This is a genomic window from Halobacteriovorax sp. RT-2-6 (assembly GCF_047085025.1).
GTDB lineage: Bacteria > Bdellovibrionota > Bacteriovoracia > Bacteriovoracales > Bacteriovoracaceae > Halobacteriovorax_A.
This window is the reverse complement of record NZ_JBKIYH010000001.1, coordinates 227,837-242,576: the sequence shown is the minus strand read 5'-3', so window position 1 is coordinate 242,576 and position 14,740 is coordinate 227,837. Positions and strand designations below refer to the sequence as shown.

At 37.2% G+C, this 14,740-nt stretch carries 9 protein-coding genes; 6 read left to right on the top strand and 3 right to left on the bottom strand.

The window, feature by feature from the left end; all coding sequences use genetic code 11:
- Positions 1-21: 21 nt before the first annotated feature.
- On the bottom strand, positions 22-3,150 hold the full coding sequence (locus tag ACMAYS_RS01130) for a hypothetical protein (RefSeq protein WP_103217161.1): 3,129 nt from the start codon (positions 3,148-3,150) through the stop codon (positions 22-24).
- 33 nt (positions 3,151-3,183) lie between these two features.
- Positions 3,184-4,116 carry a hypothetical protein gene (locus tag ACMAYS_RS01125; RefSeq protein WP_103217160.1) on the bottom strand — a complete coding sequence of 311 codons (933 nt, stop codon included), beginning with the start codon at positions 4,114-4,116 and terminating at the stop codon, positions 3,184-3,186.
- A 184-nt stretch (positions 4,117-4,300) separates the two neighbouring features.
- Here ACMAYS_RS01125 and ACMAYS_RS01120 point away from each other — a divergent pair, with 184 nt between their 5' ends.
- From ACMAYS_RS01120 to ACMAYS_RS01110, 3 genes are read left to right on the top strand one after another with little or no spacing between them, the layout of a single operon-like run.
- Positions 4,301-5,230: a class I SAM-dependent methyltransferase gene (locus ACMAYS_RS01120; protein WP_103217159.1), complete on the top strand. Its 930-nt coding sequence runs from the start codon at positions 4,301-4,303 to the stop codon at positions 5,228-5,230.
- A gap of 25 nt (positions 5,231-5,255) precedes the next feature.
- Positions 5,256-6,011 (top strand): N-acetylmuramoyl-L-alanine amidase family protein, encoded by a 756-nt coding sequence (locus tag ACMAYS_RS01115; protein WP_103217158.1) that lies wholly within the window; start codon positions 5,256-5,258, stop codon positions 6,009-6,011.
- Between the two features lie 54 nt (positions 6,012-6,065).
- The gene (locus ACMAYS_RS01110; protein WP_412462564.1) at positions 6,066-10,085 is read left to right on the top strand and encodes a hypothetical protein; all 4,020 of its coding nucleotides are present in this window, start codon (positions 6,066-6,068) and stop codon (positions 10,083-10,085) included.
- A 38-nt stretch (positions 10,086-10,123) separates the two neighbouring features.
- Here the strand turns inward: ACMAYS_RS01110 and ACMAYS_RS01105 are convergent, their stop codons facing one another.
- On the bottom strand, positions 10,124-10,867 hold the full coding sequence (locus tag ACMAYS_RS01105; protein WP_103217156.1) for a hypothetical protein: 744 nt from the start codon (positions 10,865-10,867) through the stop codon (positions 10,124-10,126).
- Between the two features lie 176 nt (positions 10,868-11,043).
- Between ACMAYS_RS01105 and lexA the strand changes: the two genes are divergently transcribed.
- From lexA to ACMAYS_RS01090, 3 genes are all read left to right on the top strand, one after another.
- Positions 11,044-11,700, top strand: a complete 657-nt coding sequence (gene lexA / locus ACMAYS_RS01100) for a transcriptional repressor LexA (RefSeq protein WP_103217155.1) — start codon at positions 11,044-11,046, stop codon at positions 11,698-11,700.
- The gene (locus tag ACMAYS_RS01095; RefSeq protein WP_412462563.1) at positions 11,693-13,795 is read left to right on the top strand and encodes an AMP-binding protein; all 2,103 of its coding nucleotides are present in this window, start codon (positions 11,693-11,695) and stop codon (positions 13,793-13,795) included. The genes lexA and ACMAYS_RS01095 overlap by 8 nt, the downstream gene beginning before the upstream one ends.
- Positions 13,796-13,886: 91 nt before the next feature.
- The gene (locus ACMAYS_RS01090; protein WP_103217153.1) at positions 13,887-14,633 is read left to right on the top strand and encodes a trypsin-like serine peptidase; all 747 of its coding nucleotides are present in this window, start codon (positions 13,887-13,889) and stop codon (positions 14,631-14,633) included.
- The last annotated feature ends 107 nt before the right edge of the window (positions 14,634-14,740 follow it).

Below are 14,740 nucleotides of genomic sequence, written 5' to 3'. Positions count from 1 at the left end.
CTGATGAGGCCCTTTTCTTTTCTATAAAATTTCGTTTAATAACTCTTCACAACTATTTGTTCTCACAAACTCTCCTGGTAGCTCACGAGCTGGAACAATATCTTGTCTCATCTCTTGGGCAGCAAGAGCTGCACGGATACGGTGCTCATTATCCATTGTATTTAACTCATCAGCTGGCCCTGGAGTCCACTGACGTCCAGTAGAGTTAAGAGCTTCATCGCTACTTCTTGCATCAACAGCTTTTCCCCAACCAGGTTGATGAGGATGGATTGCCATTTTCTCATCAATACTTCTAAAGAAGATTTTATCTGACTCTAGTTGAGAAATAGATAAACCTTCCATTGCAGCTGTACGGAATTGGTTAACATCAAGTCCTAAATCATCACATAACTTTTTAAGATCATCTTCAACCATATCTGGTTTCTTAACATAATCAACGTGAGTCGTATTATCAATTTCACCAGATAAGGCAGTCGTACTATTGATGGCCTTATCAAGCATTGCTCTTACAAGCTGAATCTGCATTGCTGATTCGGCCGCATCACGAGGAGCATTGAACATTCTAAACTCACCTTTTCTAATTTTTGGATCGACTCTAAAAGTTCTTCTCCAATCTGTTGTAGGATTAGAGATATCAAAGTCATCTGTTACAAACTCTTCTGGGATAACATCCTGAAAGTAAGCTGAAACATCAAGTTGGATATAACGAGTCTTACGTCCGAAGCGAGTATTAAAGTACCTTTCATTATAAAGAAGCTTTTTAAGTTCTTCTTCAGATCCATTAAAGTCCTTAAGTGCATTCTTAAGTGTATCACTTACAACGACAGGCTCTGAAGTGTGTGTACGATTAATATGCTGGAACATTAATGAAATGATCCCTCTATGCTCGTGGAAGATTGTTAAGAATCTTGCAAGGGCCTTAGGGTTACCATCAAATGCAGCAAGGTCAATATTGACGTGACCACCACCGGCCATTAATGATGGAAGAACATTATTCTTCTCAAAAGCTTTATATACCGACGATACCTCTTCAATAGTAGGAGTAAACTTTGGCGTAATTAGCTCAATCGTTCCCCCACGTGGAGAATCTGCAATGATCTCACCAGAAGGAGTATATGAGCGGCCAATACCATCCCATTCAACTTGCCATTTTCGGCCTTTAGAATCGCGAATTGCATAGGCAACATCAAGTCCGTGCCCGTGTCCATCAACTTCTAATTTAACAGGTGCCTCACCTTCTTCACCACCAATTTCTTCATAAAGATCTTGAGCAACTCTTTTAATAATTGCTTCACGCTCTTGTGATGACAGATCAATAACAGTTTGTACCCAAGCGCGCTTACCATCTTCAAGACGATCTTTAGAAGTAATCGACTTAAGTCTTAATGGGAACTTACCAGAGTACTCGATACCAAGATCAATCTTATTAACATCGACTGGATTTGCAACTCTATTAGGAGCATCGACGTTGGCCTTAAAGTCCATTGTTAATGCATTATAGTCCATTTTCTTAGGACGCATATAGGCTTCAAGATCATCAATTAACTTAGAAGCTGAAACCCATGTACGATTCATTTCACGAATTTCTTGCTTTAATTTGTCTTGAGACATATTCGGATCAAGTAGAGCGACCTTCTGTGTATAATCTTTAACAAGATTTTTAATGATCTCGCGCTTTGTATCACCAATGAATGCAACCTCTGGTTCTGTCCAGCCCCAGAACATCACACGGTAGTCGGCCTTAATTCCTGCCTTTTGCATATTAGCGATTGCCTGTTCGACAACACTCAGTTCAATACCAAATCGAGCTGCAATACTTTCAGGCTCTCTAAATGCAGGGCTATTCAAGTTATAGTCTGAAATACTTGCAATGCCACTAAAGTCATTGGCCCCAATACGAGCGGCCAGTGTCGTTTGATAAAATCTTGCAGGCGCAAGGTTCTTTGTTCCGGCCCTAAACTCTATACCTAAACCACCAGTCTTTTCAATCCATGGCTTCCACTGATCGTCTGGCCTAATTACACCACGTCCACCATGATAAAGATTAGTAAGGTTTGATTCTGTTTGAACATTCTTATAATTGGCAAATTCAATTCCAGAGTTACCTTTAATACCATTTAATACAATATAAGACTGAATCGTACGGTAGAACTCTGAAAGCTTTGCTTCATCGAGATCAGGGTGCTTTCTAAAAACAAGTCTCTGGTGACCAGGAGCTTGAAAGAGTTGAACTTTATTCTTACCAGTTAAAGGATCGCGCACAACTTGAGAAAGAGATTCCCTAAACCATGCAACCATTTCTTCGAATTCACCATAAGTATTTTGGGCCTTAAAGTTAATCTCCCAACCACCATTACCACCACCGTGGCCATGGGCATCTGTAAGAAATCTTTCGGCCTTACCAAAGTTAGGCTTCCACTCGCGGTAGTCTTGCTTGTTACCAAGAAATTTATGTGGTTTGCTATACCAACCACCACCTTCTGGTTGAACAATCTTTGGAAGACCAGGAAGGTTTCCAGTAAAAAACTTACGCCTAACAGTCGGCTTAATGAAAGTCATTGATCGATCTTCCATCTGCTCAAATAGATTGTAGAAAACTTTTTCTAAAGTTGCTAAGTCAGCTGTTTTGATATCAGTTGCCTTAAGCTCAGTTAAGTCAATAACCTTAGGGTTTCCTTCGGCGTCTACAACGTCTCTTGCGAGATCAATCTTTCGACCTGTCGTAACGTCTTTATAAGTACGATATCCATTAGAATCCTTTGCATAATTTTCTAAGAAATCGCGAAAGAAAAGCTCTTTATTTGCATCTGAAAGAGTATCAATATTCTTTTTAATAATTGCCGTCGAAGGAGACATGACTCTTGTTAATAGAGAAGAAGACGCTTCTTTTTCGGCACCGTAAGTTACCCCTCCAAGCATGCCTGGAAGAGTTTTATCATCTACTAAAAGCGCCTTGGCACTATATGATGCTCCAGAATACTGAAGATCGGCCCATGCTTCATAAGCAGTTTTGAAACTTCCATCAGAAGATGGATTTCGATAATCACCATGCTTAAGTTGGGATACCCCAAAAAAAGCAGCTGTCCCAATTGCAACAGTTCCAACAACTGGCAAATAAAGATCTTTAAATTTTCTATTAGTATCACTCATACGCTATACCTTCATTTTTTATTATTTATTTAATTATTTGAAAAAACACTTTTTAGCTTTTAGCTCTTCAATACTATTTGCTGTTTCAGGAGTCTTATCGCTAACTTTATAAAGTTGCTTATAAAACTCATCTTCTCTTTTAGAAACTGGCTTCTTAGCTGCTTCATTAATGGCCTTAGCTAATTTCGCTGCTCTTTGTGGCGAAAACTTACCATCAATAATTTTCCAGAAAGATGCCTTTGCAGTAGGTCCAGCAAGAGTTACATTTCCGGCCTTGTCAGCATTGTATTTTGAAACAGCATCATAGAACTGCTTGTATTCTTTCTTTGCTCCACGATCATTAAAACTTAAGAATAACGCTAGAGTCTTACGCTCACCTGCATCGAGGTAACGAGTGACATCTTTAGCATTGCCCTTTCGAGACATCTTGCTAATGTAGCGAGAAATAGATGTAGAACTTTTTGGAAGTCGTGAAACTTGTTTTTTTAAAACTGGATCAGCAACAACAGTAATATTTGACTTGAATCCAAGACTAGCTAATTGATCCGATTTACAATATGAACAATTTAAAATCTTACTAGAGTCTTCACCATAAACAGATGCAATATAAGCAAGATCATTTACAATATCCTTAAACTCTTGCCCTGTTACGGTATCGTGATTCATTTTTAATGCAGCTAGAATACGACCTATTTTTGCAGCATCTTCTTTTGTCGTATTTGGCCTTAGCTCAACAAGGGCATCACTCAAACTTGCATGTCCATGCGAAAGCGAAGCGACACTATTATTAATCGAATCTTTGAGGCTTGTAACAGAAGCGCCAGAGACCCCTTCTTTCACAATTTTAGATTTGATTGAGACCGGCTTCAATAAAAGCTCGCCAAAAGTAAAGATACTTGCATAAGTACTTCCAGAAATTGCTACAAACGCATACAGCGCAAGCATACTTCTACCCATAAATTTCATTAAACTCTCCTCACGAAATAGAATGTGAATCAATTGTATATATGTTAAAATTGATAAGCTTTCGTAATATCGTCTTACTTAACGGAAACCTTAGTCGCATACTTTAGTCAGGTACTTGCAAAATATTAAAATTTAAGCATAATCTTTGTGATATCAGCTGCTTGAATTTACAGAAGGAAAAATCATGAGTGCAATCAATGGCCGCATCAAAAAACTTTATCGACATAAAAAGAAATGGGCCAAGAGAAATAATATTGATTCATTTCGCCTCTATGACAGAGACATTCCTGACTTTCCTTTCATTGTTGATATTCACGCCAATTACTGTGTTATTTATAAAAGAAGCATTGATAAGATTGACGCTGATAAGAACCATCTTCCCCTATTGGTTGAGGCCATTAAGGAACACACTGAACTTAACGATGATGCCATTTTCATAAAAGAAAGAAAGGTACAAGGACAGGATTTTCAATATGAAAAATCTAAAGGTGAAACTCCCCTTATTTCTCAAGAAGGTAATTTAAAATTTAAACTAGTTTTAAATAAGTATATTGATACAGGCCTCTTTCTCGATCATAGGCCACTAAGGCAATTATTAGCAAAAGAAGATTTTCAAAATAAAAAAGTATTAAACCTTTTTTGCTATACAGGAAGCTTATCTGTTGCAAGTGCATATGCTGGAGCAACTGTAACAAGTGTTGATATGTCTAATACGTATCTTGATTGGGCAAAAGAAAACTTTAAACTTAATGAATTAGATATCAATAAACATACTTTTATTAGAGAAGATGTTTTAAAATACCTAAAAGATGAAGCTTTAAAGCAGGACAAGAAATACGATGTCATCATCCTTGATCCACCATCAATGTCAAAATCTAAAAAAATGGATGTTGTATTTGATGTGCAAAAAGACCACGAGCTTTTAATTGAGCACTGTTCAAAACTTCTTGAAGATAGTGGCGTCCTCTATTTTTCAAATAACTTACGTAGCTTTAAACTTAGTGAGCAAGTACAACAGAGCTTTGAAGTCAAGGATATGACAAGATGGAGCATCCCTGAGGACTTTCATGATCAAAAGATTCATAAGCTTTATAAAATCCATTTGCACTGCTAGAGGGATATCCATATAATAACTATACATGATTAAAAACTTACTTCTTATTTGTTCCATCTTACTCGTATCACAGACGTTTGCAGCGACTGTACTGATTGACCCTGGTCATGGCGGTGAAGACTGTGGGGCCAAGGCAAAAGTGTGGAGAAAAAAGAAGCTAAACGTTGTTTGTGAAAAAGATGTCACACTAAAAATTGCTGTTAAATTGAAAAAGTATATCAATGAAACAAAGAGGCACCGCGCTTATTTAACAAGAACAATTGATAAAACAGTCTCTCTACAAAAAAGAGCAGATATGGCCGACATTATTAAGGCCGATATTTTTATTTCAATCCACTTAAATGCAGCCGAAGACAATAGCTCAAGTGGCTTTGAAACATACTACTTAAACAATCACCAAGATGCTGCGATCGCAAAAATTGAAGCGGTAGAAAACCGAGATCTTGAAGGAAAACAGGTCATCATCAACAATATTCTAACTGATCTTGTCGTTGAGCGTGTTGCACCAGAATCTAAAAAGCTTGGGACTAAAGTTCACGATGAATTAGGAAAGCTTCTAACAAAGAATTATAAGATGAAAGACCGAGGCCTAAAACCGGGCCTTTTCTATGTACTAGCATTATCAAAAAGACCTTCTATTCTCTTAGAGGCCGGCTTTCTTACGAACACTACTGAAGCCTCTCTTGTTTTAGATGATTGGTTTCATCACCTCTATGCAAAATACTCAGCAAAAGGGATTATCAGCTACTTAGACTCAATCTCTGGCCCAAGTCTTTTTTAATACCTCAACATTTCCCTCAAGTATTAATCTAAACATTCCGAAAAGATCAATGAAATGTATCGTTTTATTGTTATTTTATTCATATTTATATCTACGACCTTTCAAGTCTATGCTTCAGACGATCTGTCGGCCTGTGTTTTAAAACGTGGCAATATTAAATCAGATGCACAAAGTGCAACTCCGATATGTAGTGCAACTATCCTCGATCGAAATACGATAGTATATGAACAAAGTTGTACACGTACGTCTAATCCAAGGGCCCTACAATTAACTCGCTATTATGTATCTTGTCATAACGATAGCATTAGCTATCGAATTCCAGCTGTCAGATACAATCAAAGAGATGCTGCTCATAAAACCCTAAAGCTAGACACACCCATCGCCTACTTTCCAACAAAGCATCATAGCGACGAAAAACTTTCTAATTGTAAAATTAAAGCAGCATCAAAAGAAGTTGATGTAAGATCAACACATCTTATAAGTGATATTAAAAAGCTTAAACTTTCGAAGTCATATAGCGCTTCACCTATTATTTGCCAAAATCAAACGAATCAAGAAGAGATCCTTGCTGGGATAATCTCTAGTGATGGACAGTTTATCCCTATGAGTAAACTGAAAGAACAGTATGAGCTTGAGTCTGATTTTTTAGCTACTCTCGAGGACACAACTTATAGTGAAGAATCGGCAGTTATCGTTTGTAATAATGCAGCAGAGTGTATTGCAAACCTTATTACTCCTGCCATTGAATTAAATGATCAATTAAACGAAATCATCTCTAAGCTAAATGGATACGAAAAAACTTCTATTGCAAAAGAAAGGCAAGAGCTTACAAATGAATTTCGTGATCTTGAAAAAGAGTGTCATCGTAAGTCACTTACAGCAAGACTTAGCTACTCAAATATGGAATCCCCTGACTTTGGAGACAAAACAATGGGAGTCATTGAAAGAGGTGCTATTGGTGTCTTTAACTTCTTTGGAAGCATTAACCCATTTGATAAAGAAGAATTTCTGTATACAACATTTAAGAATATTGGTGCAATTTCTGAAAACTTAACAGAGGCAAGAATTAAAGAAATATTTGATGATGTTAACAAGAAGGATATTGGTAATTTCGATAAAATAAGGGAGCTAGCAAGCGCTTACTCAAAAGAAGTTGTCAATTTACTACTTGATGATATGAAGACTTTTTCTAGTGAACAAGAAAAGATGGCCTTTGTTACACCTTACCTTAAAGACTTAGATAAGTGTCTTAATAAGGCCGTCAGAAAAGATCAAGTCATCGAATGTTCAAATATATTCACAAATAATATTGCACTAGCTATAGGTGAGAAAGAATTAGAAAAACAAATTGGCCTTAATTTCACACCAGAAGATGGCATACCGACACTTAAATCAAAGTCAACAAACGCATATATGAAGTGTGTGAGTGAAAACTTTAATAAGTTTGAAAAGATCATCGACACAACATCAGTCGTTAAAGGTTGTGTCTATACAGGAATCCTAGAAAGTTATCATCGTACTCGTGCTGGACGTGTTAATGATGCAATTAAAGGCTACACAGGAAAATCACAAAACAACGCTATTGTGGGAGATATACTAAGAAAGTCAAATAACTGTCGTTATGCACCTATTGTTAATGAAAAGGGTCAAACACCACAAGAATATCTTGTGCTTGCTAAAATGAGTACCGAACAATTCACAAAAACAATTGGTGAATGTATTGATAGTCTTAAGATGAGTGCAACTTACGATGTAGTAGAAATTGCAATCTTAACTAATCCAAAGATATCTGAAAGCCTATCTCAAAATGAAAAAAATCTTTTAATTGAAGAAATCAAAACGAAGCATCTACCGGCCTGTATGAATGCAAAGAATACAACTGACGGAAATGAATGTTCAGCATTTATTACGGCCATGGCAACAGCACAAGCTGCAAAGTCAATTTTAGCACTTGAGTTTGATAAACAATTTGATGCTCTTAATATCGACGAGGCCCAAAGAGTTCGTCTTTCTCAAAGAATTATTGGAGATTATGAAATTTGTATTGAACGAGCAAAAAGAGAGATATATCGAGACCTGACAAAAAACATTGATGAAAATCTTATTAACCAGTGCTTAACAGGGGCAATCACTTCCCTTTCAGGATCAATTCTAAAAGATAGTATTTATAAAGCAACAAGTGACAAAGGTATTGCTGACACAGTAGTTGAAGCGGCAATATCAGAGCAAGAGCTATCAAGAGTGAAGAATACAATGAAAGGTTGCCTAGAAAGCGATCTTTCTAAACACACATCATTAGGCTCATATCAAGATGAAATGAACAATATTATTTCGGCCTGTACATTTAAAACCCAAAGAAGTGTCATTGGTTTAATTGCAAAAGAAATGGCACATGCTCAGGTAAAAGAGTTTAACTTACCAACAAACGAGGTTAATTCCCTCAATAGATTTATCGAGAATCACATAACTAATAGTACTCCTGATAATCTTGATAGCAACGTCGACACCCTAACTCCTCTACTTATTAAAAGAGTTGCTCCTGGAGCAATTGAAAAGACTCTAGAGGATTTTAAGTCGAAATTTACAAAAGCTGAATTTGAAGCAGCAAAAGAGAAAATCAGCACCCAACTTAACAATTGCCTTGATAAGACACTTGCAGATAAAGAAAGAAACAGTGAAATAAACGCAACAACGGCAGCGAGTATTTGTATGTCAGTGACTGTTAAGGATGCTTACCGTTCACTTGCTCCAAAGATTATAAAAGAAACGATTGCACCACTTTTTAGCAACGAACCAAACAAAGTAGCATCTCTAACTCAAACATCTTCAAGAAATTTAATGAAGTGTCTTGACTCGGTAAGTGATGATATAAAAGCACAGGATAACGCAAAAGATTGCCTTAGCAGTGAAATTGGAAATATCGCCAAATCAATTGCTAAGACTCTCCTTTCTGATCTTAATAAGTTTGCAAATCCAAATGCAACATTACAGGACTTCACGAAATCACAAGCATACCGCGAATTTGAACGTTGTATTGATGGGCCTAGAAACCCTGATCTAGAAGAGGCCACTCAAAATATGAACTCTTGTGTTACTAAACTTGAAGCACAAGCAAAAGATGAAGTTAAGAATCGTTTCATTCAAGTCTACGGAAGACAAAACCCAGAGCAACTAGGAAAGGTCATGGATATCCTCCTCACCATTCCTGCAAAAGCTCAAGAAACTGATCACAAACAAGATTCGTCATCTTCTGAGGGAATGCCGAATGCACAACTTATTTCAACTCTTGAGCTAGTAGGATCTACACTTAAGTATTCATGCGAAAATAATACTGCTATCTGCGATCAGGCAATTCACAACACAACAATTGCAATGCAAAGGCATGGCCTTGATAATCCTTCGTCTTCAACAGCACAAAATACCCAGGCCCTCATGGAAAGTGAACTGCTTGAAAACCTCATCACTTCACAATTGGGAATGAATTTAAATGAAGTCTTTAAAAAAGAGCTAGCTTCTTATAATGGGCCAGATAATCTTGTTATCGAAAAGATTGAAGATATTACAAACAATCGTCTGCTAACAGATATTATGAGAACACCACAAGGGCGCAAGCTTAAAGAATATATTCTTAAAAAAGTTGAAGAAGGTGCAATTGATAATATTGCAGAGGATACTAATCTTAGAAAGCTACTTGCTCAAGCACTTACAAGTGATACAAAAGATGGATCATTTGGCGATCAACTCTCGTATGCTCTTGTTCAAACTGAGCTTAATCGCATGAGAAATCGCTCACGTGGCCTAAGAGGTTTCTTTAGAGAGTTTACGATAAACGCAGGAGACCTCCTAAATATTATCGATAAGAAAGATTTCAAATGGTATAAAATTACTAAAACAAGAACTGGTGCTCGTGCTCGAGAATATATAATTAAGGAAATTATTGCACCAGCGATTGAAGGGCGTGATTTAAGCGCGGAAAGGGCATCTTCTAAGAAGTATAAGAACCAGCAAGAAGAAAGGCTGGATCGTTTCAAATCAATGCTAACAGATGCTTTAAAAGAGGCAAACAAACTATAAAAAAAGGCTTCCATCGGAAGCCTTTTCTATTTTAATTCTTAATTCATTCTTTGTAGTAGGCCATCTCCATTTACGTAGAAGATATCTGTTTCATCAATCGATTTCAAAACTGATGATGCCTTGTAGTTAATATTAACTACTGCTGAAGCAACTGGTGAATCCATGCTTCCCTGATTTGCAATTGACATAATCTCACTTGAAGCTGAGAAGTTAAATCCCCAAGAAACACTTACGTTACTTGCACTTACAAAAAGGCCAGTAATATAAGACCCCTTGCCTTCAAACTTTCCACCGTATTGAAATACAACTGTATAAACGAATGAGATAACCTCAGAGCCAAATCCATTGCGGTAAGCAACTTTGAATGAGCGAACAATTGGAGCTCTCCAGTGAGACATTGAAGAGAATGTTCCATTAACATCTTCCATATTTGGGATGATACTGATTGGCTTTGTAAACTTTGTGCTACTAACAGGTTTTCCTGCATCGACAATCTTCCAAATCTTTTGCCCAAGGGCCAAAATCTTATCAACTGTCATAAAGACTTCACCAAGTCCTGCGCCACTCTTCTCATTTGTTAACTTGTTATAAACAAGTCCATAACGAGGATAAACTTCAGTTACTTCACGATCAACAATCTCAAGATACTGTTCTTGATCTCTTGCATCGAGCTTTTCAAACTTCGCTTTATTCAGCGCTCTAGCATCTAGAGAGAATGCATTCGTACTAAATAGTAATGTAGCGATAACTGCCAAACGACTTAAACTTGTAAACGATTTCATGGACCCTCCCTTTAATTTGATGACCTATAAGTAGCTATTTCAAGGCCCTACGTCAATTCAAGAAAGAGATGATTTTTGATTGTAAGTTTTTTTCACAAAAACCGTGAAAAATATTCACAAAGTATGTGAACAAAACTTATGTTGACTTACGCATATCTTACGCATAACATATTGTTATGGCATTAACAAAGAAACAAAACCAAGTTTATCTCTATATAAAGAATTACTACCTGGCCGAGGGCTATGCTCCTACGCAAAAAGAAATTAAAGAGCATTTTGGCCTTAAGTCATTCGGTTCCGTAAATAAATATATGCACTATTTGCAAGAGGCCGGAAAAATCGAAGTTGACTGGAATGCTCGTCGTGGAATTAAGTTACTGGATGTGGAGCAAACAACATCTAATGTTGATCAACAACTAGCGTCCTTAACAAATATGAGTCCACAATTTAGCGAGATTCCCCTTCTTGGTGATGTTGCAGCAGGAAATCCAATTGAGGCCATCGAAAACCCAAGTGAACACACTCTCGTACCAAGTCATATGGTCTCAAGGCCAGGAAGATACTTTGCACTAAATGTACAAGGTGACTCTATGATTAACGACGGTATTCACGAGGGAGATATTCTCGTTTGTCGTGCACAAGAAAATGCTAACCAAGGCCAAACAGTCATCGCTCTTGTTGATAATGAGGCCACAGTTAAAAACTTCTTTAAGAAGAAAAACTCAGTTGAGTTGCATCCTGCAAATGATCGCCTCTCACCTTTTGTCATCACAGCAGAAAATGACTTTCGAATCGCAGGTGTTGTTGTTGGTCTAATGCGAAGTTATGAATAAAATTGGTTTTATATCAAAACTCATTGCTAATACCTCAGGGCCATTTATCTATCAAGATGGTAAGTGTGTTCTTAGCTATGAGGAATTAAAATCTCAAATACAAGAACTAGACGAAGCATCAAAGGCCGATGGTAAAAACTTAAGCTACAAAGTTTTATCCTGGCGTCCAGACAATAATACTTCCTTCCTCATTGAATACTTTCGCTTAATCGAGCATGGAATAACTCCAATCCTAGTTGATGCAAGAAGATTAGAAGCTTCACCCAAAGACTATGATCTTGATAGTTTAATAAATGCAAACCTTGAGGGAATTCTTAACGAAAAATCATGCGCAAGTGTCATTTACACCTCTGGCTCCACGGGCCGTCCTAAAGGTGTAAGACTAAGTCTAGAGTCACTTTTAAATAGTGCACAAGCAACCGTAGAACATTATCATATAACCCCTAATGACAACTGGGCCTTATCACTTCCACTTTTTCACATCGGTGGAATCATGATTGCTTGGCGCAGCCTTATTGCGGCCAGCTCACTTACTATTGTTAACGCCGCACAATTAGAAAATGATTTAATACTCAATACACAAATTACAATCTGCTCTCTGGTTCAACTTCAACTAGCAAGATTAATCGATGATCCTCAAATGATTTCGAGAATGAGTCAAATGAAGGGTGTCGTTCTTGGTGGATCAAAAGTGGCAACAGCATTGATAAATAAAGCAACACAAGAAGGGATTTATTTATCAAACTCATTTGGGGCAAGTGAGTCTTGTGCGCAGTTTCTGGCAACCCCCTTTACAAGAGACATAAAACTTCTAAGCACATGTGGCAAACCCATGGATGGCAAAATTAGCATTATCGATGCTAAATGTGTTCTAGAGGGAAAGAGCATCGCTCTTGGCTACCTACACGGCCAAGACTTCAATCAGAAGTATTATACTAATGACCTGATCGAAGTTGATCAAGACGGTAATTACACAATCAAAGGGCGAAGTGATTTCGTTTTCCAAAAAGCTGCAGAGAATATAAATCCTGAAATCATTGAAGAGAAACTTTCTAAATTCTTCAAGAATATTTATGTGTCACCCTTAAAAAACGAAAGGTATGAAAATCTTATTGCCATTACTTATTGCGATGACATTTCATTAAAAGATGCGCAAGAGACTATTGAGCGAGAGCTTATCTCTTTTGAGAGACCACACCTACTATTTAAGGCCATGGACCTCAAAGACGTGCAAGTGGCGGTGAAAATAAATCGAGAAAAAATAAAAGAGCTCACTAATAAACTCTTTTTAAAATTTGATGAAGAAATTGCAATCAGCGTTCAAGGAAACCCTAATAGTGATCTTATTTTCATTTCTCACGGTTTTATGGGAAATGCACTAGAGCTAGAAGAGGCCACAAATGGCCTGGCAAAGGACTACCTACTTATCTATCTCGACCTACCGGGACACGGAAAGAATTACAAATTAAATTCTCTTAAAACATTTAAGCAACAATTAATTTCTTCTCTTAAGAAAATTGATAGAGATAAGAATGTACATTTCATTACATATTCGATGTCCGGGCGAATCTTTAACGAGATTCTTCGAGACAATGAATTAGCAGATCTTACTAATATTAAGAATTTTATAAATGAAAGCGGCGCTCCAGGATTTCTAGGAAATGAAGAAGAAAGACAAAAACGTCTCGCACATGACTCTGGCCTTTTTGATGGAAAGAATGAAAAAACATTCTTCCGAAATTGGTATGATCAAGGCGTCTTTAAAGGAATGAACGATTGTCTTGGCATAGATGAAATGCTTACTCGCAAAGAGAAAGAATATGTAAAGTACGCTCAAGCCTGGTCTAAGGTATCACCACAACTTTCTGTTGCTATGCAAAGGGACTTAAGAGATCTTAACGAATTACCACAAGGCATCACATATCATTACCTCTGCGGCGCTCTAGACACAAAGTACAAGGCATACTCTAACGCCTACACACAATCTGATCACGTGAAATTTCATAGCTATATAATAGATGATGCTTCTCATAATATACACTTTATGAATAAAGAGACTTATTCAAATCTTCTTAAAAAAATATTCAAATCTTAACTTTCTAACAACTTCTTACTATCTCAAATACATATTTGTCGTTTACTTTTTGACGACCTAATATATTTCTTCACGAACTAAGGAGAGAAGAGTGAAAAAAATATTTCTACTAGCGATTTTACCATTTTCAATTTTTGCCACGGATAAGACAATTTGCGGAATGGATGATCGAGTACCTTCAAGTGATCCAAAAGTTGGTCGCTCACTTGAAAGAGCAAGAGATAAAGCAGGTTGTACAGTAACACTTGTATCAAACTCATGTGCTATCTCAGTAGGTCACTGTGCTGCTACATTCAATGTTATTGAATTCAACACTCCTGCTTCAACAAGAAGAGGAATTGCACACCCAGACCCTAAAGATATTTACGAAGCTGATAAAGCGACTATTAAATATAAGAGCAATGGCCAAGGAGATGACTGGGCCGTTTTCAAAATCAAGCCTCATAGAACGACAGGTCTACTACCGGGTCAAGCACAAGGCTTCTACCCTATCGCTAAAGATATTCCTGCAGTTGGGACAATTCTTTCAATCACAGGTTATGGAAACGATAACGAATTTGAAAGAAAGTTTGCTCAACAAAATAATATTGGCCCATTAACTGAAATCGGTGGTGACTATTATGGACAGCATCGTGCTGCAATTTTAAACCACAGAGTTGATACAATGGGTGGAAACTCTGGCTCAAGCGTACTTAATCTTGAAACAGGTGAAATCGTTGGAGTACACTCTCACGGTGGATGCTACGGAAGTGATGAATCAAATGCGAATGCTGGAACTGTTCTTCAACTACATGCAGAGTTTAAAGCGGCCGTTGAAAACTGCCTAGCAAGTGAATAAAAAAAACTAATTCTATTGACTACAATATTAGGCCTCTGCTAAGTCAGAGGCCTTTTTATCTCTATAAACTCTACACTAAGCATTGATAACAATTCAGAAATCCTTTA

Coding starts and splice junctions, on each gene's coding strand:
- ACMAYS_RS01110 (WP_412462564.1), top strand. CDS start 6,066: ATGTATCGTTTTATTGTTATTTTATTCATATTTATATCTACGACCTTT.
- ACMAYS_RS01095 (WP_412462563.1), top strand. CDS start 11,693: ATGAATAAAATTGGTTTTATATCAAAACTCATTGCTAATACCTCAGGG.
- lexA (WP_103217155.1), top strand. CDS start 11,044: ATGGCATTAACAAAGAAACAAAACCAAGTTTATCTCTATATAAAGAAT.
- ACMAYS_RS01125 (WP_103217160.1), bottom strand. CDS start 4,116: ATGAAATTTATGGGTAGAAGTATGCTTGCGCTGTATGCGTTTGTAGCA.
- ACMAYS_RS01105 (WP_103217156.1), bottom strand. CDS start 10,867: ATGAAATCGTTTACAAGTTTAAGTCGTTTGGCAGTTATCGCTACATTA.
- ACMAYS_RS01130 (WP_103217161.1), bottom strand. CDS start 3,150: ATGAGTGATACTAATAGAAAATTTAAAGATCTTTATTTGCCAGTTGTT.
- ACMAYS_RS01115 (WP_103217158.1), top strand. CDS start 5,256: ATGATTAAAAACTTACTTCTTATTTGTTCCATCTTACTCGTATCACAG.
- ACMAYS_RS01120 (WP_103217159.1), top strand. CDS start 4,301: ATGAGTGCAATCAATGGCCGCATCAAAAAACTTTATCGACATAAAAAG.